23 protein-coding genes are annotated in these 18904 nt (G+C 36.4%); all 23 read left to right on the top strand.

Annotated elements, in window-relative coordinates:
* The first annotated feature begins 19 nt into the window (after positions 1 to 19).
* Positions 20 to 958, top strand: a complete 939-nt coding sequence (gene prmA, locus BWGOE10_RS21615) for a 50S ribosomal protein L11 methyltransferase (RefSeq protein WP_070144898.1) — start codon at positions 20 to 22, stop codon at positions 956 to 958.
* Between the two features lie 145 nt (positions 959 to 1103).
* The gene (locus BWGOE10_RS21610; protein ID WP_070144897.1) at positions 1104 to 1853 is read left to right on the top strand and encodes a 16S rRNA (uracil(1498)-N(3))-methyltransferase; all 750 of its coding nucleotides are present in this window, start codon (positions 1104 to 1106) and stop codon (positions 1851 to 1853) included.
* A gap of 6 nt (positions 1854 to 1859) precedes the next feature.
* On the top strand, positions 1860 to 3212 hold the full coding sequence (mtaB, locus tag BWGOE10_RS21605) for a tRNA (N(6)-L-threonylcarbamoyladenosine(37)-C(2))-methylthiotransferase MtaB (RefSeq protein WP_070144896.1): 1353 nt from the start codon (positions 1860 to 1862) through the stop codon (positions 3210 to 3212).
* Positions 3213 to 3273: 61 nt separating this feature from the next.
* A complete protein-coding gene (locus BWGOE10_RS32970; RefSeq protein ID WP_070144895.1) occupies positions 3274 to 3459 on the top strand; it encodes a hypothetical protein in 186 nt (61 codons plus the stop codon).
* 100 nt (positions 3460 to 3559) lie between these two features.
* Positions 3560 to 3733 carry a 30S ribosomal protein S21 gene (rpsU, locus tag BWGOE10_RS21595; RefSeq protein WP_000048061.1) on the top strand — a complete coding sequence of 58 codons (174 nt, stop codon included), beginning with the start codon at positions 3560 to 3562 and terminating at the stop codon, positions 3731 to 3733.
* 15 nt (positions 3734 to 3748) lie between these two features.
* Entirely contained in the window at positions 3749 to 4192 is a 444-nt protein-coding gene (locus tag BWGOE10_RS21590) for a GatB/YqeY domain-containing protein (RefSeq protein WP_070144894.1), read from the top strand.
* A gap of 107 nt (positions 4193 to 4299) precedes the next feature.
* Positions 4300 to 4593, top strand: a complete 294-nt coding sequence (yqfC, locus tag BWGOE10_RS21585; RefSeq protein WP_002088680.1) for a sporulation protein YqfC — start codon at positions 4300 to 4302, stop codon at positions 4591 to 4593.
* Positions 4594 to 4838: 245 nt separating this feature from the next.
* Positions 4839 to 6038: a sporulation protein YqfD gene (gene yqfD / locus BWGOE10_RS21580; RefSeq protein WP_070144893.1), complete on the top strand. Its 1200-nt coding sequence runs from the start codon at positions 4839 to 4841 to the stop codon at positions 6036 to 6038.
* 3 nt (positions 6039 to 6041) lie between these two features.
* Positions 6042 to 7001: a PhoH family protein gene (locus tag BWGOE10_RS21575; RefSeq protein ID WP_002015189.1), complete on the top strand. Its 960-nt coding sequence runs from the start codon at positions 6042 to 6044 to the stop codon at positions 6999 to 7001.
* Positions 7002 to 7198: 197 nt separating this feature from the next.
* Positions 7199 to 9343, top strand: coding sequence for an HD family phosphohydrolase (locus tag BWGOE10_RS21570; protein ID WP_070144892.1), 2145 nt, complete (start codon positions 7199 to 7201; stop codon positions 9341 to 9343).
* Positions 9340 to 9810 (top strand): rRNA maturation RNase YbeY, encoded by a 471-nt coding sequence (gene ybeY, locus BWGOE10_RS21565; RefSeq protein ID WP_002088675.1) that lies wholly within the window; start codon positions 9340 to 9342, stop codon positions 9808 to 9810. The genes BWGOE10_RS21570 and ybeY overlap by 4 nt, the downstream gene beginning before the upstream one ends.
* A complete protein-coding gene (locus BWGOE10_RS21560) occupies positions 9807 to 10160 on the top strand; it encodes a diacylglycerol kinase family protein (RefSeq protein WP_002199329.1) in 354 nt (117 codons plus the stop codon). Before ybeY ends, BWGOE10_RS21560 begins: the two co-directional genes overlap by 4 nt.
* A 99-nt stretch (positions 10161 to 10259) precedes the next feature.
* Positions 10260 to 10658 carry a cytidine deaminase gene (locus BWGOE10_RS21555; RefSeq protein ID WP_002111886.1) on the top strand — a complete coding sequence of 133 codons (399 nt, stop codon included), beginning with the start codon at positions 10260 to 10262 and terminating at the stop codon, positions 10656 to 10658.
* Positions 10651 to 11556 carry a GTPase Era gene (era, locus tag BWGOE10_RS21550; protein WP_002122584.1) on the top strand — a complete coding sequence of 302 codons (906 nt, stop codon included), beginning with the start codon at positions 10651 to 10653 and terminating at the stop codon, positions 11554 to 11556. Before BWGOE10_RS21555 ends, era begins: the two co-directional genes overlap by 8 nt.
* A 176-nt stretch (positions 11557 to 11732) precedes the next feature.
* Positions 11733 to 11876, top strand: coding sequence for a YqzL family protein (locus tag BWGOE10_RS21545; protein WP_000883924.1), 144 nt, complete (start codon positions 11733 to 11735; stop codon positions 11874 to 11876).
* Between the two features lie 33 nt (positions 11877 to 11909).
* Entirely contained in the window at positions 11910 to 12656 is a 747-nt protein-coding gene (gene recO / locus BWGOE10_RS21540; RefSeq protein ID WP_070144891.1) for a DNA repair protein RecO, read from the top strand.
* A 106-nt stretch (positions 12657 to 12762) separates the two neighbouring features.
* Positions 12763 to 13395: a helix-turn-helix transcriptional regulator gene (locus BWGOE10_RS21535; protein WP_000583755.1), complete on the top strand. Its 633-nt coding sequence runs from the start codon at positions 12763 to 12765 to the stop codon at positions 13393 to 13395.
* 29 nt (positions 13396 to 13424) lie between these two features.
* Positions 13425 to 14237 carry a pyruvate, water dikinase regulatory protein gene (locus BWGOE10_RS21530; protein ID WP_070144890.1) on the top strand — a complete coding sequence of 271 codons (813 nt, stop codon included), beginning with the start codon at positions 13425 to 13427 and terminating at the stop codon, positions 14235 to 14237.
* A 437-nt stretch (positions 14238 to 14674) separates the two neighbouring features.
* Complete coding sequence (locus BWGOE10_RS33745) at positions 14675 to 14923, top strand: DUF188 domain-containing protein (RefSeq protein WP_257209045.1); 249 nt, start codon at positions 14675 to 14677, stop codon at positions 14921 to 14923.
* 58 nt (positions 14924 to 14981) lie between these two features.
* Complete coding sequence (locus BWGOE10_RS34080; RefSeq protein WP_081338195.1) at positions 14982 to 15086, top strand: hypothetical protein; 105 nt, start codon at positions 14982 to 14984, stop codon at positions 15084 to 15086.
* Between the two features lie 38 nt (positions 15087 to 15124).
* Positions 15125 to 16927 carry a DNA primase gene (gene dnaG, locus BWGOE10_RS21520; protein WP_070144888.1) on the top strand — a complete coding sequence of 601 codons (1803 nt, stop codon included), beginning with the start codon at positions 15125 to 15127 and terminating at the stop codon, positions 16925 to 16927.
* A 59-nt stretch (positions 16928 to 16986) separates the two neighbouring features.
* Positions 16987 to 18114, top strand: coding sequence for an RNA polymerase sigma factor RpoD (gene rpoD / locus BWGOE10_RS21515; protein ID WP_070144887.1), 1128 nt, complete (start codon positions 16987 to 16989; stop codon positions 18112 to 18114).
* A gap of 385 nt (positions 18115 to 18499) precedes the next feature.
* Positions 18500 to 18856 (top strand): cytochrome c550, encoded by a 357-nt coding sequence (gene cccA, locus BWGOE10_RS21510; RefSeq protein ID WP_002111879.1) that lies wholly within the window; start codon positions 18500 to 18502, stop codon positions 18854 to 18856.
* Positions 18857 to 18904 lie beyond the last annotated feature (48 nt).

Genomic DNA, 18904 nt, shown 5'->3' with positions numbered 1-18904 from the left:
AAAATGGAGTTGGTAAATTGTGAAATGGTCAGAAGTTAGTATTCATACAACAGAAGAAGCAGTAGAAGCTGTCTCTCATATTTTACATGAAGCTGGTGCTAGTGGAGTTGCGATTGAGGATCCAGCGGAGTTGACGAAAGAGCGCGAGCAACAATATGGTGAAATTTATGCATTGAACCCAGATGAATACCCGGCAGAGGGTGTATTAGTAAAAGCATATTTCCCGCAAACGGATTCTTTACAGGAAACGATTGCGGGTGTAAAATCATCTATTGATGTGCTTCCATCTTACGACATTGAAATTGGTACTGGAAATATTACCATTAACGAAGTCGATGAAGAAGATTGGGCTACTGCTTGGAAAAAATATTACCATCCAGTACAAATTTCTGATACATTCACAATCGTACCGACATGGGAAGAATACACACCATCTTCTCCGGATGAAAAAATCATTGAATTAGACCCGGGTATGGCGTTTGGTACAGGAACTCATCCAACAACGACGATGTGTATTCGTGCGTTAGAAAAAACGGTTCAGCCAGGTGATACTGTGATCGATGTGGGGACAGGTTCGGGGGTACTTAGTATTGCAGCAGCAAAATTAGGTGCGGCTTCTGTTCAAGCGTATGATTTAGATCCGGTTGCAGTTGAAAGTGCAGAAATGAATGTGCGCTTAAATAAAACAGATGACATTGTCAATGTTGGACAGAATAGTCTATTAGAAGGTATTGAAGGTCCAGTTGATTTAATCGTAGCGAATTTACTAGCGGAAATTATTCTTCTATTCCCTGAAGACGCGGCGAGAGTTGTGAAGCCAGGTGGATTATTTATTACATCTGGTATTATTGGGGCGAAAGAAAAATTAATTTCTGAAGCGTTAGAAAAAGCTGGATTTACAATTGAAGAAGTGCTTCGAATGGAAGATTGGGTAGCAATTATTGCACGAAATGCGTAATATAGATTTTAGTCTATAAAGAACAGGGGAGTCTCTTACCATATAAGGTGAGGGACTTGCCGTTTGTTATATGAAAATGATAACGTTTCGTTCTTTTCGTAAGTCAACACTTACGAAAGGAACGAAACTCTACTAAGGTGATTATATGCAACGTTATTTTGTAGAAGAGAAATATGTAAATGAGACAAGTATTCGCATAATGGGTGATGATGTCCATCACATCGCAAGAGTGATGCGTATGTCAGCTGGTGACCACATTTATTGCTGTGTAAATGGTAAAACAGCAGAGTGTTCAATTGCTGAAATTACCAGTGAATTTGTGGATACCACTATTGTAGAATGGATAGAGGCGTCAAGCGAACTTCCTGTATTCGTGACGATTGCAAGTGGACTGCCGAAAGGAGACAAGCTAGAGTTAATTTTTCAAAAAGGAACTGAGCTTGGGGCGGCTGCATTTTTACCATTTCAAGCATCTCGATCTATTGTAAAGTGGGATGCGAAAAAAGCAGATAAAAAAATTGAGCGTTTGAAAAAAATTGTAAAAGAAGCTGCGGAACAATCGCATAGAAGTGAAATTCCAGAAGTACACGTGCCCTCATCGTTTAAACAATTGCTGTCGATGAGTAGCGAGTATGATGTTTGTCTTGTTGCGTATGAAGAAGAAGCGAAACAAGGTGAGAAATCTAATTTTGCGAAAGCTTTAGCGACGATTAAACCAGGTCAAAAGCTGTTAATTGTATTTGGACCAGAAGGCGGTTTAGCGGAGGAAGAGATTGCTGCACTTCGTGAACATAAATTTGTACCATGTAGTTTAGGACCAAGAATTTTAAGAACAGAAACGGCTCCGCTTTATGCGTTAAGTGCCGCTTCTTATCATTTTGAGTTGATGGGGTGATAATCAATGGCAACTGTTGCGTTCCACACGTTAGGTTGTAAAGTAAACCACTATGAAACAGAAGCGATTTGGCAATTGTTTAAACAAGGTGGTTATGAAAGAACTGAATATGAAAAGAAATCTGATGTATATGTTATTAACACATGTACAGTAACAAATACTGGAGATAAAAAAAGCCGTCAAGTAATTAGACGTGCTGTACGCCAAAATCCAGATGCGGTAATTTGTGTAACTGGATGTTATGCACAAACATCTCCAGCAGAAATCATGGCAATTCCAGGTGTAGATATTGTTGTTGGTACGCAAGATCGTGAGAAGATGTTAGGATACATCGAAGAGTTCCGTAAAGAGCGTCAACCAATTAATGCTGTCCGCAATATTATGAAAACACGTGTATACGAAGAGCTTGATGTACCATATTTCACGGACCGTACACGTGCATCTTTAAAAATACAAGAAGGTTGCAATAACTTCTGTACATTTTGCATCATTCCTTGGGCGCGTGGTTTAATGCGTTCTCGTGATGGAAAAGAAGTTATTAAACAAGCACAGCAATTAGTAGATGCGGGCTATAAAGAAATCGTATTAACAGGTATTCATACAGGTGGGTACGGTGAAGATATAAAAGATTATAATTTAGCTGGATTACTGCGTGATATGGAAGCAGAAGTAGGCGGATTGAAACGTCTTCGTATTTCTTCAATAGAGGCGAGTCAAATTTCAGATGAAGTAATTGAAGTACTAGATAAATCTGAAGTAGTTGTACGTCACTTGCATATTCCGTTGCAATCAGGATCTAATACTGTATTAAAACGTATGCGCCGTAAGTATACGATGGAATTTTTCCAAGAGCGTTTAGATCGTTTGAAAGTGGCACTACCAGGTCTTGCGATCACATCAGATGTAATCGTTGGATTCCCGGGTGAAACAGAAGAAGAATTCATGGAAACGTACAATTTCATTAAAGAGAATCGTTTCTCTGAATTACACGTTTTCCCTTATTCAAAACGTACAGGTACACCAGCAGCACGTATGGAAGATCAAGTTCCTGAAGATGTGAAGAATGAACGTGTTCATCGTCTAATTGAGCTATCTAATCAATTAGCGAAAGAGTATGCTTCTGGGTTTGAAGGTGAAGTGCTTGAAATTATTCCGGAAGAGACGTTTAAAGATGGTGATCGTGAAGGGTTATATGTAGGTTATACAGATAACTACTTAAAAATTGTGTTTGAAGGATCTGAAGAATTAATTGGTAAGCTAGTGAAAGTGAAAATTACAAAAGCTGGTTATCCATATAATGAAGCGCAATTTGTTCGTGTTCTTGAAGATGATGTAAAAAAAGAATCAGCAAGCGCATAATAAAAAGCGTGCAAACGACAAGGGTTTGCATGCTTTTTTTCATTCATGGAGAAGTTAAGTATTGAAAGAATATGCAGTGGGTTGTTCGTTAAAGGGTTGGTTTTTGAGCGTATCCTTGTATAAAAAAGATGTAGTGATAAAAATATATTTATTTTTAGGGGAAGAGATAACGGCTATCAACATAGTTTTTGAAAAAGGAAGAGCATCAATTCTTCTTTTATTCTGCCAAATAGTTGACCTGAAGTGATAAAATGTATTATAATCGTAAAAGACATGCTGAAGAAGTGTTTCTTTTTGCATGCTGAAGTTAGTATGTAAGTGTGATGTTTCGGAGGGAGGGAAAGAGAATGTCAAAAACAGTCGTTCGTAAAAACGAGTCTTTGGAGGATGCACTTCGCCGTTTTAAAAGATCGGTTTCTAAAACTGGTACACTTGCTGAAGCAAGAAAGCGCGAGTTTTATGAAAAGCCAAGTGTAAAACGTAAGAAGAAATCTGAAGCGGCAAGAAAGCGTAAGTTCTAAGAGAGGGTGTAAGTTATGAGTCTTCTCGGTCGTTTAAACGATGATATGAAACAAGCGATGAAGAATAAACAAAAAGAAAAATTAACCGTTATTCGTATGGTTAAGGCTGCTTTACAAAATGAAGGTATTAAACTGCAACATACTCTTACTGAAGAAGAGGAATTAACAGTTTTAGCTCGTGAAGTAAAACAGTATAAGGACTCCCTCCTTGAATTTAAAAAAGCTGGTCGTGAAGACCTTGTTGATAAACTGCAAAGTGAAATTCAGATTTTAAGCGCATATTTGCCGGAGCAATTAACAGAAGAAGAACTAGCGGATATAATTAAGCAAGTTATTTCTGAAGTTGGTGCTATATCTAAAGCAGATATGGGTAAAGTGATGACTGCTGTTATGCCGAAAGTAAAAGGTAAAACAGACGGATCACTAGTGAATAAGTTGGTTATCCAGCTATTAGCATAAAAAAGCGTCTCATTTCGTATGAGACGTTTTTTTATGCTTTTTTCAGTTTGGACGTGATATTACAAGCTCTTTTTTCATACATATGGGATGAGAGGGGGTCTTTTGAGATGAAGAAATTAGAACAAATGAAGAATTGGTTAACGAAGCAAATAGACCTGCCAGTGGATGTGTTAATGGATCTACCTCGGATCACGCTTGTTGGGCAAGTACATATCTATATAGAAAACCATCGAGGATTATTAGTATTTTCAGATAAAGAGGTAAGATTGCTATTGAAACATGGTCAATTATTAATTAAAGGTCAATCCTTTGTTATTAAAACAATCCTTCCAGAAGAACTGTTGCTTGAAGGGATTATTGAACAAGTGACGTTTTTAGAAAATGAAAAGAAAGAGGAGTGAGGAGAAACTTCCGTTTGTGAAGTTTTTCTTCGTTATCTTGTAAGGTGGTAACGTTCTGGTCTCAATATTCGGTTCGTACAAAGAGGATAGGTGGGAATTGAGTTCCACGTAAAAAAACTGGATCGTGAAGGTTAATAATTAGTGAGGGTCAAGGAATCTACTAATTAAAATTTTAGTACGAGCTAGTTTGATAATTGAATTGAAAAGTAGTGTATCTACTTTTAGAAAGGTAGTGGAGATAGTCTATGAAGAATAAATGGTTTATAAAATGGCTTGGGTATGTAAAGGTGCGAATTGAAGGTAGAGGAGCGGAACGCTTTGTTAACGAGTGTGTGCGGAGGAAATTACTCGTTTGGGATGTAAAGAAGATAGCTGATGAAACGTTAGTTTTTTGTATGTTATTACGAGATGTGAAAAAGATAAAACCAATTTATAGAAAAAATGAATGTAAATTATATTTTATTGGACGTTACGGTTTTCCGTTTTGGAATAAGCGTTTAATTAAAAATAGTGGATTTTTAATTGGGTTTTTAATATTTTTTTTCGGAATGATCGCATTGTCAAATATGGTGTGGAAAATTGAAATTACAGGAGCAAAACCTGAAACGGAATATATCTTGATGAAGGAATTGGACAAAATGGGTATAAAAAAAGGAAAATTACAGTTCCAAATGCCGAATGTAGAAGATGTTCAACGTCATTTGACAGACAATATTAATGCGATTACTTGGGCGGGATTAGAAATAAGAGGGACAACATATCATTTTAAGATTGTTGAAAAAAATGAACCGAAAAAAGAAAGTGAACAACAGCCACAAAACTTAGTAGCGAAAAAAGAAGGGATTATTACAAAAACATTTGTGGAAGTTGGGAAGCCTGTTGTCATGAAAAATGACCATGTAGAAAAGGGGCAACTTCTTGTCTCGGGGATGTATGGTAATGAGGAGAATCCGACAGTTGTTTCGGCTAAAGGGATTGTATATGGAGAAACGTGGTACAAATCTGAAGTGGATGTTCCGTTAAAGACGCAATTTCAAGTGTATACTGGTAATTCGTATAATGAATATTTCCTTAAATTTTGGGGTGCTAAAATAAAAATATGGGGATTTCAACAGGATGAGTATAAACGCTCTCGTACTGAAAGTGTAAAACATGATGTGAAATTATTTGGATTTACATTACCAGTTGCATATGAAAAAGATATTGTACGAGAAGAGGAAGAAGCGAACCGAGAATATACAGAAAAACAAGCAATGAAAGTAGCGAAAGAGATGGCAGAAAAAGAACTGAAGAAAAAATTGGATGAACATGCTATGATTGTAAGTGATAACATTTTGAGTAAAGAGGTTGAGGCGGATCACCTAAAGGTCACATTACATTATACAGTGATTGAAAATATTGCAGAGCCACAACCAATATCTGAATCCGATATTCAAGGAGACTGAGTAATGGCAGAACAATTAGTAGAAATGAACCAACAATTGGAAAATCCCAACGAAGCAATCGCTCTTTTTGGGGTAAATGATGCTCATTTAAAAGTAATTGAACGAGAACTTAGTGTATCGATTGTGACTAGAGGAGAATCTGTTCGTGTATCTGGGGCAGATGAAACTGTGGTGCTCGTAGAAAAAATCTTACAACAGTTACTTGTTGTTATCCGTAAAGGTGTATCAATTTCGGAAAGAGATGTTGCGTATGCGATTCAGCTTGGGCAACAAGGGAAAATTGCTCAATTCGAAGAGTTATATGAAGAGGAAATTTTTAAAACAGCAAAAGGTAAATCCATTCGTGTGAAAACGATGGGGCAAAGACGATATATTCATGCAATGAAAAAGAATGATATTGTATTTGGAATAGGGCCTGCTGGGACAGGGAAAACATACTTAGCCGTAGTAATGGCTGTGAGAGCTTTAAAGCAAGGGTATGTAAAGAAAATTATTTTAACAAGACCTGCTGTAGAAGCTGGAGAGAGCTTAGGGTTTTTACCAGGTGATTTGAAAGAAAAAGTAGATCCGTATTTACGTCCACTATATGATGCGCTACATGATATTCTTGGACAAGAATATACACAACGCATGATGGAACGTGGTGTAATTGAAATTGCGCCGCTTGCTTACATGAGAGGGCGTACTCTTGATGATTCATTTGTTATATTAGATGAGGCGCAAAATACAACTGGTGTTCAAATAAAAATGTTTTTAACACGATTAGGTTTTAGTTCTAAAATGGTTATTACGGGGGATCCCTCACAGGTAGACTTGCCAAAAGGGGTAAAGTCAGGTCTTTCTATTGCTGCTAATATTTTATCAGGTGTATCAGGTCTTTCGTTCATTACATTGGAACAAACGGACGTTGTGAGACACCCGTTAGTGCAACGTATTATTGAGGCATATGATAAAATGGAATGATCCTATTTGTCAGGATCATTTCTTTTTGTATGATAAGGTTGGCGAATGACATATTTTTTACTATCATTAAAGACGAGGGAAATAAACTATAGGTGATGGTCTATAAAAATATGGTCTTAAAAAGTATCGTTGGCTGGAAGAAATGAAAGCTATAAATAGTTTCACTTTATTTCTGGAGAGGAGAAGGTATTGAAATCATGTCAAGATCTCAAGAAATTTCTAAGTGGTTTCGTAATTTACAACATTCGAAAAAACTAAGTTGGATTTCTTACGTTTTATTAGGAGCGGTACTGTTTTTTGCACTTATGAATAATGTAAAACCAGAGCAATTAGATGTTGCAACATATTCTATTGCGAAAAAAACAATCCATTCTCCTATTAAAATTGAAGATAAAGTTACAACGGACAAAAAGAAAAAAGAAGCCGCTACAAAAGTTGAAGATCAATATACATATAAAAGTGAGTATAAACAAAATAAAGTGGATATTGTGAATGACGTCTTTGCTAAAGTAGATGAAGTAATACAAGAGATTAAAGCGGTTGGGCCGGATGAGCAAAAAAAGATTACTGATGCTGAAAAAGTGGACAAGTTGAAAAAAAAATTGCCTACTGATTTAACGAAAGAATTATCTGATTCAAACTTACTAAACTTAATTAATGCAGATTCGAACCAATTAGTATTAGCAAAAGATGCAGCAGTTACAGCTATTAATAGTATCATGACTGAGCATATTAAAATGGACGAATTGAAGGATGCGAAGGAACGATATGTAAGTGAGATGAATAGTGTTAATGTTGATAATGGTTTAAAGGAATCTATTAAGGCGTTAGGGAAATATGCGATTTCTGCAAACTATTTTTATGATCCGACCTTAACAAAAGAGAAGAGAAAAGCGGAAGAAGATTTAGTTCCACCTGTTTATATTCTTCAAGGGCAAGTCCTTGTTAGAGAAGGTGAAACGATTTCAAGTGATATGTACAATCAGTTGAAATTAGTTGGCCTGTTAGAAAAAGGGAACAGCTTTCAACCCTATGTTGGGTTAGCGGTACTCATTGGTGTGCTATTGTACTTTATGCATAAGCAATTTGAAGTGTTTTTACAACGGAAAAGAGAAGATAGACCGTATATTTTAGCGTACATTACCATTTTGTCTATCACGATCGTTTTAATGAAAATCATTAGCTTGTTCCAAAAGCTTGAATATGCAGGGATCGCGTATGTTGTTCCGGTTGCAATGGGAACAATACTTGTAAAACTAATGATTGGTGATCGATTTGTTTTTTTAACAAGCATGATTTTTTCTGTATGCGGAAGCATTATGTTTAATGAAGGGGTAATGAGCACCCTGAATTATAGTGTGGGGATCTATGTGTTATTAAGTTCACTATCAGTTAGTATTTTCTTGAGAGAAAAAAATCGTCGTACGATGATTTTACAAGCTGGTATACTCGTTTCTGTATTAAATGTAGTCGTATTAGCGGCGTTGTTATTATTGCGAAATGGGAACTTTTCGCCTCTTGAAATAGGGGTGCAATTATTAATGGCTGCAGTTTCAGGGATTATCTCTTCTGTTCTAGCTATGGGGATTTTGCCTTATTTAGAAAGTGGTCTTGGGATTGTATCGAGTATGAAGTTGATGGAACTTTCAAGTCCGAATCACCCGCTCTTACGCAAAATTTTATTAGAAGCACCAGGTACATATCACCATAGTGTAATGGTAGCCAATCTTTCAGAAGCTGCATGTGAAGCAGTTGGAGCAAACGGAGTGTTAGCGCGTGTAGGGGCATATTATCATGATGTAGGGAAAACAGTACAACCGCAGTTTTTTATTGAAAACCAGATGGGGATTGAAAACCCGCATGATAGATTAGACCCTGTAACGAGTAAAGATATTATAATTGCTCATGTAACCGATGGGGTGAGAATGTTAGAAGAACACCATATACCTCAAGAAATTATCGATATCGCTGGACAGCATCATGGTACAACGTTACTTAAATATTTTTACTATAAGGCGATTAAAGAAGATAAAGAGAAATATACTGAGGAAATGTTCCGTTATCCAGGGTCAAAAGCAACTTCTAAAGAGTCGGCAATCGTTGGTATTGCTGATAGTGTAGAAGCGGCGGTACGTTCAATGAATCATCCAACGCCAGATCAAATCAATAATTTAGTGCAAAGTATCATTAAAGATCGTTTGCAAGATGGTCAATTTAGTGAATGTGATTTGACATTTAAGGAACTACAAATCGTTGGAAAAACGTTATGTGAAACGTTAAATGGTATTTTCCATTCCCGTATTACATATCCGGAACCGCCGGAAGAAAAGGAGAAAGAATGAGTTTATTAATTGATTTTATTGATGAAACAGAAGAAGTGAAAGACGAGTATATAAGCTTGATTCGAGGGCTGGTAGAGAAAGCAGCCCAAATGGAGAACATAGAAGAAGGAGCAGAATTATCGGTTACGTTTGTAGATAATGAACGTATTCGTGAAATAAACCGTGATTACCGAGATAAGGATCAGCCTACGGACGTTATTTCTTTCGCCATGGAAGAAATGGGAGAAGGCGAAATGGAAATTGTCGGTGCGGAGATGCCGCGTATGTTAGGAGATCTTATTATTTCTATTCCAAGAGCAAAAGAACAAGCTGAAGAATATGGACATTCTTTTGATCGAGAACTTGGGTTTTTAGCACTACATGGCTTTTTGCATTTGCTTGGTTATGATCATATGACAGAAGAAGATGAAAAAGAAATGTTTGGAAGACAAAAAGAAATTTTAGAGGCCTTTGGATTAGGACGATGAAAAAAGGAAAATTTTTAGATAGTTTTGGATATGCTATAGCTGGTATATACTTTTGTCTTCGTCATGAACGAAATATGAAAATTCATTATTTAGCCGCAGTCATTGTTATATGCTGCGGCTTTTATTTCCATATTACAACAACGGAATGGATTGTATTACTTATTGTGATAGGGATTGTAATGAGTTTAGAGATGGTGAATACGGCCATCGAAAAAACAGTAGACTTAGCAACCGCCGATATTCATCCGTTTGCAAAAATTGCAAAGGATGTTGCAGCGGGAGCAGTTTTATTGTTTGCAATTATAGCTGCTGTAATTGGTGCTATTATCTTTTTACCGTATATGGTATAGTTGCATTCCGAAGCTTTTATTAAGCTTTGGGAGCGCCGTGAAGGCCTTTAATGAAAGAGTGTATCTATTCACATCTGTGAACGGAAAGGATGCGGGAATATGAATAGCAAACAATTAATTCAAGAAGCAACCGAAGCGCGTAAACGAGCGTACGTACCATATTCTAAATTTCAAGTAGGTGCAGCTTTACTAACTCAGGATGGAAAAATATATCGTGGATGTAATGTTGAAAATGCATCATATGGTTTATGTAACTGTGCAGAAAGAACAGCGTTATTTAAGGCGATTTCTGAAGGAGATAACGAGTTTGTAGCTATTGCAGTCGTAGCGGATACAAAGCGTCCAGTACCTCCTTGTGGAGCATGTCGACAAGTTATGGTAGAATTATGTAAACAGGATACGAAAGTATACCTATCAAACTTACATGGTGATGTTCAAGAGACAACAGTCGGAGAATTGTTACCAGGAGCATTTTTAGCGGAGGATTTACATGAATAGAAAAGGTTATAAATCAGGTTTTGTCTCTATTATTGGCAGACCGAATGTTGGGAAATCTACATTTTTAAATCGTATTATTGGCCAAAAAATTGCCATTATGAGCGATAAGCCACAAACAACTCGTAATAAAATTCAAGGTGTATATACAGAAAATGATTCACAAGTAGTTTTCATTGATACACCAGGAATACATAAACCTAAACATAAACTAGGCGATTTCATGGTGAAGATGGCTCAAACGACATTAAAAGAAGTTGATATTGTTTTGTTTATGGTCAATGCAACTGAAGGATATGGTCGTGGTGAGGAATTTATTATTGAGAAATTACAAGAAACGAAACAACCGGTATTTTTAGTAATTAATAAAATTGACCAAGTTCATCCAGAGCAATTGCTGGAGTTGATTGATCAATATCGTAAATTATATGAGTTCGCGGAGATTGTGCCAATTTCTGCATTGGACGGTAATAACGTTGAAGCGTTAATCGGAGCAATTAAAAAGTATTTACCAGAAGGACCGCAATATTACCCGGATAATCAAGTGACGGATCATCCAGAGCGATTTATTATTTCAGAGCTTATTCGTGAAAAAGTATTACATTTAACACGTGAAGAAGTGCCGCATTCTGTAGCGGTTGTTATTGATGCAATTCAAAAACGTGAGGGCGGAGCGGTTTATATAAACGCAACGATTGTTGTTGAACGTGCATCACAAAAAGGAATTATTATAGGTAAGCAAGGGAAGATGTTAAAAGAAGTCGGCAAGCGAGCTCGTTTTGACATTGAAGCACTTCTTGGTTCTAAAGTATTTTTAGAAGTATGGGTGAAAGTGCAAAAAGATTGGCGTAATAAGATGTCACAGCTTCGTGACCTTGGTTTCCGTGAAGACGAGTATTAATATGAAGTAAAGTTGTGATCAGTGGATGTTTTGTTCATCCACTGATTATTGGTTTTTATGAACCTTGATAAATTAGGAAAAATTTTTCTCACATGAAAATGAACAAAATGGGTCAATTTAATAACAACAAAAGAAATTGGTTTATAGGCTACGCTTATTGAGAAAGGTGGATTCTTATGCTAGATTTTACCTGGAAGTTTTTCTCCAAAACAGGAAGCATTGAAACGTATTTGCTTTTGAAAGAAATGGAAAAAGACGTAAACGATGAGATGGATCAACATGAAGAGGAGTTAGCGCATCTAGACTCTCCAATTTCTTGACCCGTTTTGTTCAAACCTTGGATGGTGACGAACATGTTTCAAAAAGTTGAGGGCATTGTTATCCGTACAACAGATTACGGAGAAACAAATAAGATTATTACAATATACTCACGGGAATTTGGTAAGGTAAGTGCAATGGCAAGAGGGGCGAAAAAGCCGAAGAGTCGGTTAGCAGCTATTTCGCAACTTATGACACATGGTCATTTTCTTATTCAAATGGGATCTGGACTTGGAACTTTGCAACAAGGCGAGATTATTTCATCTATGAAAGAAATTCGCGAGGATATATTTTTAACTGCTTATGCATCATTTATTATTGAATTAACTGATAAAGCAACAGAAGATAAGAAGCATAATCCGTATTTATTTGAAATGTTATATCAAACGTTGCATTATATGTGTGAGGGTGTTGATCCAGAAGTATTATCATTAATTTATCAAACGAAAATGCTTCCGGTATTAGGGATGCATCCGTACTTTGATACATGTGCTATTTGTCATCAAGAAACAGATTTTGTCGCCTTCTCTGTCCGGGAAGGCGGTTTTCTGTGCTCGCGTCATGCGGAGCAAGATCCGTATCGTATTCCGGTGGGAGAGGCTGTTCATAAATTATTACGTCTCTTTTTTCACTTCGATCTACACCGGCTCGGTAATGTATCGGTGAAGGATAGTACAAAAAAACAAATGCGCACAGTATTGAATACATATTATGATGAATATTGTGGGATTTATTTGAAAACAAGGCGTTTTTTGGAACAACTTGATAAGTTTCAAATATAAAAAGGGCCGTAAACGGTCCTTTTTACATACTTTCTTTTTCGAATAGCATATTTAGTATATAATATTTAAGAGATAGTATAACTTTTTTCGTTGTGCATTAAAGGTGGTGATTATCATAGAGCTGAATAAACGGCAAGAACATATCATTCAGATTGTAAAAGATCACGGTCCTATTACAGGGGAGTCAATTGCTGCGCAATTGGGTTTAACACGTGCAACGCTAAGACCAGACTTGGCAATTTTAACGATGGCTGGTTATTTAGAAGCGCGTCCACGCGTAGGTTATTTTTATACGGGTAAAACTGGGGGACAGCTATTATCTGAAGCTGTTAAGAAAATTAAAGTGCAAGATTATCAATCTAGACCGGCTGTAATTGATAAAAATGTATCAGTATACGATGCAATCTGTACTATGTTTCTAGAGGACGTTGGTACATTATTTGTTGTAGATCAATCTACTTTATTAGTTGGTGTTGTATCTCGTAAAGATTTATTACGAGCTAGCTTAGGAAAGCAGGATTTAACCTCTCTTCCGGTTAATATTATCATGACAAGAATGCCAAACATTGCGATGTGTCGCAGGGAGGATTCTTTATATGATATTGCGATGGAATTAATAGAAAGACAGATTGATGCGATGCCAGTTGTAAAGGATACGAAACAGGGTTTAGAAGTGATTGGGCGAATTACAAAAACAAATATTACACGTGCGTTTGTAAATTTAGTAAATAACGAATAAGTGTAATTTGTTTAAAGTGAGGTAATGTAATGGATAATAAAATCGTATATGTCGTATCTGACTCTGTAGGAGAAACGGCTGATTTAGTTGTTAGAGCGGCAATGGGACAGTTCCCATTCGCTCCTGATATTAGACGTGTACCGTATGTAGAAGATACAGGGACATTAAAAGAAGTAATCTCGATTGCCAAGAGCAATCAAGCGCTTATTTGTTTTACGTTAGTAAAGCCTGATATGCGTCAATATTTATTGACAGAAGCGGCAAAAGAAGGAGTAGAGGCATACGATATTATCGGACCTCTTATCGATCAAATTGAAGGGATTACAGGGCAAGTACCAAGGTATGAGCCAGGTGTCGTTCGAAGATTAGATGAAGAGTACTTTAAAAAAATTGAAGCGATTGAATTTGCAGTTAAGTATGATGATGGTAGAGATGCACGTGGTATTTTAAAAGCTGATATCGTGTTGATTGGAATTTCACGTACATCAAAAACACCACTTTCACAATATTTAGCGCATAACAAACGTTTGAAAGTTGCCAATGTACCACTTGTACCGGAAGTGGATCCACCTGAGGAATTATATCAAGTGGCAAAAGAGAAATGTTTCGGTTTGAAAATTATACCGGATAAGTTAAATCATATTCGAAAAGAACGATTGAAATCACTTGGATTAAGTGATGGAGCAACATATGCAAATATTAATCGTATTCAAGAAGAAATTGATCATTTTGAGGAAGTAATTAGTAAAATAAATTGTCAAGTGATTGATGTATCAAATAAGGCGATTGAAGAAACAGCAAATATTATTGTTAATGCAGTGCAAAACCAAAAAATGTTTTAGCACATTTACCAAAGGTGAATGTGTTTTTTTCGCTCGTGAGAAGGCGATAGAGGAAGATGCGAAGTAGAGCATGGACTTTCGGCTTAGTAATAGAATATAGCGGAATGGTTATACTTATATTCTTCTGTTTTTTAATTATGCTAAAGGAACGATTTCGTTATCTTTAAATGTAAGATGAAAATTAAAGGGATATGTAGCGTAGTTGAAGAAAATATATTATAATAAAAAATTGTGATAAAAACCTATATTTTACGTTTAGACTTTAATTTTTCAGAATAAACTAGGGATAGGATTTTCGAAAAAGACATGTATTTACGTTAAATCGACAAAATCTAGACAAGAAAACGCACATTATGGAAGGATTCACAGAAGGGATGTAGAATACAGAAATATGCAAAACATCAGTTAAGATATTAGTTGATGCAGATGCGTGTCCCGTGAAGAATGCAATTGTGCAAGTTGGAACAAAATTTTATGTCGAAATTTTGTTTGTCGCATCCTATGCTCATCGTTCAAGAAAACAGCAAGGCAATTGGGTCTATGTAGATTCTGAGCAAGATGAAGTTGACTTTTATATTTATCAACATGCAAAAGCTACAGATCTCATGATCATACAGGATATGGTGCTTGCTAGTCTTCTTGTGAAAAAGGAGTATATGTATTGTCTCCAAGAGATACATTTGTAACAGATGAGCAGATGGATACAATTTTATATAGTAGTATGTATCTGCGGATTTACGCAGACTGGGGACTTATACGAAAGGTCCAAAATCGTTTACACAATGTGATCGACAGTACTTTCTAACAAATTTAGAAAAAATATTGTCGAATTATAAAGGAATCTTTTAATTTATATCGAATACAAAATACGACACGGAGATGGAGTTATGGGGAACAGAATTCCCGAAGAAGTTGTTGAACAGATTCGGACATCATCTGATATTGTAGAAGTGATTGGTGAGTATGTTCAACTTAGAAAGCAGGGACGTAACTATTTCGGCCTTTGTCCATTTCATGGTGAAAATTCTCCTTCATTCTCTGTTTCATCTGATAAGCAAATTTTTCATTGCTTCGGATGTGGAGAAGGGGGAAATGTCTTTTCTTTTCTTATGAAAATGGAAGGACTTGCTTTCACCGAGGCTGTTCAAAAGCTTGGCGAAAGAAATGGAATTGCAGTTGCAGAATATACATCAGGGCAAGGACAACAACAACAACAAGACATATCTGATGACACTGTCATCATGCAACAGGCTCATGAACTTTTGAAAAAGTATTATCATCATTTATTAGTAAATACAGAAGAAGGAAATGAAGCACTTTCATATTTATTAAAACGTGGTATTACAAAAGAGATGATTGAGAAATTTGAAATTGGTTATGCATCACAAGCTTGGGATGCAGCAACGAAAATTTTACAAAAAAGAGGTTTGTCGCTATCTAGTATGGAACAAGCTGGCCTTCTTGTAAGAAGTGAGAAGGATGGCAGTCATTATGACCGCTTCCGCGGAAGAGTTATGTTTCCGATTTATACTTTACAAGGTAAGGTGATAGCGTTTAGTGGAAGGGCGTTAGGAGATGACACTCCAAAATATTTAAATAGCCCTGAAACACCGATTTTTTACAAAAGTAAGCTGCTGTATAATTTCCACCAAGCAAGGCCGTTTATTAGAAAACGTGGGCAGGTTGTCCTTTTTGAAGGTTATGCAGATGTGCTAGCCGCGGTGAAAAGTGGTGTGGAAGAAGCTGTTGCGACAATGGGAACAGCCTTAACTGAAGAACAAGCGAAACTTCTGCGACGTAACGTTGAAACTGTTGTTCTTTGCTATGATGGTGATAAAGCAGGGCGAGAAGCGACGATGAAAGCAGGGCAATTACTATTGCAAGTTGGTTGCCAAGTGAAAGTTACATCCTTGCCAGATAAGCTTGACCCTGATGAATATGTGCAACAATATGGGACAACCGCTTTTGAAAATCTTGTGAAATCAAGTATAAGTTTTGTTGGTTTCAAAATAAATTATTTGCGTTTAGGGAAAAATTTGCAAGATGAGTCTGGCAAAGAAGAATATGTAAAAAGTGTTTTAAAAGAGTTATCATTGCTACAGGATGCGATGCAGGCGGAATCATATTTAAAATCATTATCGCAAGAATTTTCGTATTCAATGGAAACACTTTTGAATCAATTGCACCAATATCGCAAAGAACAAAAGGTACAACAAAAACAAATAAAGCAGGTTTCTAAGCCATCTCAAATTGTTCAAACGAAGCCGAAGTTAACAGGTTTTGAAAGAGCAGAAAGAGAAATTATTTACCATATGTTGCAAAGTGCAGAAGTGACAGTACGTATGGAACCTCATATAGAAGATTTTTATACAGAAGAACATAAAGGGATTTTATATGAACTATACGCATATTATGAAAAGGGAAATGAACCTTCAGTCGGAACATTTTTAAGTTGGCTCTCTGATGAAAGGTTGAAAAATATTATCACTGATATTTCGACGGATGAATTTATTAATCCAGAGTACACAGAAGAAGCGTTACAAGGTCATTTGGAGGCGTTAAGACGCCATAAAGAGAAACTTGAAAAGATGGAAATTATCTTTAAAGTAAAACAAATGGAAAAAACAGATCCTGTAGAGGCTGCTAAATATTATGTGGCATATTTACAAAGTCAAAAAGCAAGAAAATAGCTTTTTTGATAAAATTTTAGTATAATGAATGTTTGTATCTCGCGTAAGGAGGGGAACAGATGGCTGATAAACCAGCTCGTTCTAAACAAATTGAAACTGAAATGACCCTTGAGCAAGTGAAAGAACAACTCACTGAGCTTGGAAAAAAACGTGGCGTTCTTACATATGAAGAGATTGCAGAACGCATGAATGGATTTGAAATTGAATCCGACCAGATGGATGAATATTATGAATATTTAGGTGAGCAAGGAATTGACTTAGTTGGTGACAATGAAAACGACGAAGGTCCTAATAATCGCCAAATTACAAAAACGGAAGAAGAATTCGACCTCAATGATTTAAGTGTGCCACCAGGTGTGAAAATCAATGACCCTGTTCGTATGTACTTAAAAGAAATTGGCCGTGTAGACTTACTATCCGCTGAAGAAGAAATTCGACTTGCGACACGTATTGAAGAAGGCGATGAAGAAGCAAAACGCCGTCTTGCAGAAGCAAACTTACGTCTTGTAGTAAGTATTGCAAAGCGCTACGTGGGCCGCGGTATGCTTTTCTTAGACTTAATCCAGGAAGGAAATATGGGTCTAATTAAAGCGGTTGAAAAGTTCGACTATCGTAAAGGTTTTAAATTTAGTACGTATGCAACTTGGTGGATTCGCCAAGCTATTACACGTGCGATTGCAGACCAAGCGCGAACAATTCGTATTCCAGTTCATATGGTTGAAACAATTAATAAGTTAATTCGTGTACAACGTCAATTATTACAAGATTTAGGACGCGAACCATCTCCTGAAGAGATTGGTGAAGAAATGGATCTTGCTCCAGAAAAAGTACGCGAAATCTTAAAAATTGCACAGGAGCCAGTTTCTCTGGAAACACCAATTGGTGAAGAAGATGACTCCCATTTAGGTGACTTTATTGAAGACCAAGAAGCAACATCGCCTGCGGACCATGCAGCGTATGAATTGCTAAAAGAACAATTGGAAGATGTGTTAGATACACTAACAGATCGTGAAGAAAATGTTCTGCGTCTTCGTTTTGGCTTAGACGATGGACGAACTCGTACGCTTGAAGAAGTTGGGAAAGTATTCGGCGTAACGAGAGAACGTATTCGTCAAATTGAAGCAAAAGCACTTCGCAAATTAAGACATCCAAGCCGTAGTAAACGTCTTAAAGATTTCTTAGAATAGGTTATTTTTAAGTTTACTTCACGATTGTGAAGTAAACTTTTTTATTTTGTTAATTTTTGTTAACATTTAGCTATCGGCAACGATTACAATTTCTTGTAATTTATTTTACAGAATTGTCTTTTGATTTGCAAATGCTCATTTTTAGATTTTTCGATTAATTTTGTGTATTCTATACAAAATAATATGTAGAAAAGTAAAAAATATGATGAGAAACGTTAATAATTATCGAAATAATATGCGATCTGATAGTGAAAATAAATAAACTGAATTTATGGAATTTTTTTAACAAGTAGCAGTTTACTCTTTTCTGATAGAGCGTTTTCAAGTACAATATAAATGACTGAATCATCTAACTATTTAGGGGTATAGAGGGGGGAGAAGAGATATGAAACGTAATCCGCTGATTCCGTTCGCTCTTATTGCAGCATTAGGTATTATCGTTATGTTTGTATTTTCATTTCAAGGGCTAAATAAATCTAAAGAGTTAGCTGATGCAAAAAATGGCGGGAAACCAGCACAAACAGCATCAAAGCCAGAGGATATAGTGAAGCAAAGTTGTACGAGCTGTCACGGTGACCAGCTACAAGGGGCGGTAGGACCTAATTTACAAAAAATTGGTGGGAAACTTTCGAAAGATGAAATTAAAGAAGTTCTTTCAAAAGGAAAAGGAAATATGCCGCCAAATATAGTTCCAGCTGATCAAGCGGCAAAAGTAGCTGATTGGTTATCGAAGAAAAAATAAAGTTTCGTATTACAAGCCTTTTGCTTTTGTGCAAAAGGCTTGTTTTTC

Origin of the sequence: Bacillus mycoides (genome assembly GCF_001757995.1) — a bacterium.
Classification (GTDB): Bacteria; Bacillota; Bacilli; order Bacillales; family Bacillaceae_G; genus Bacillus_A; species Bacillus_A mycoides_B.
Note: the sequence above shows the minus strand (reverse complement) of the source record. Positions and strands in the feature narration are given on the sequence as shown.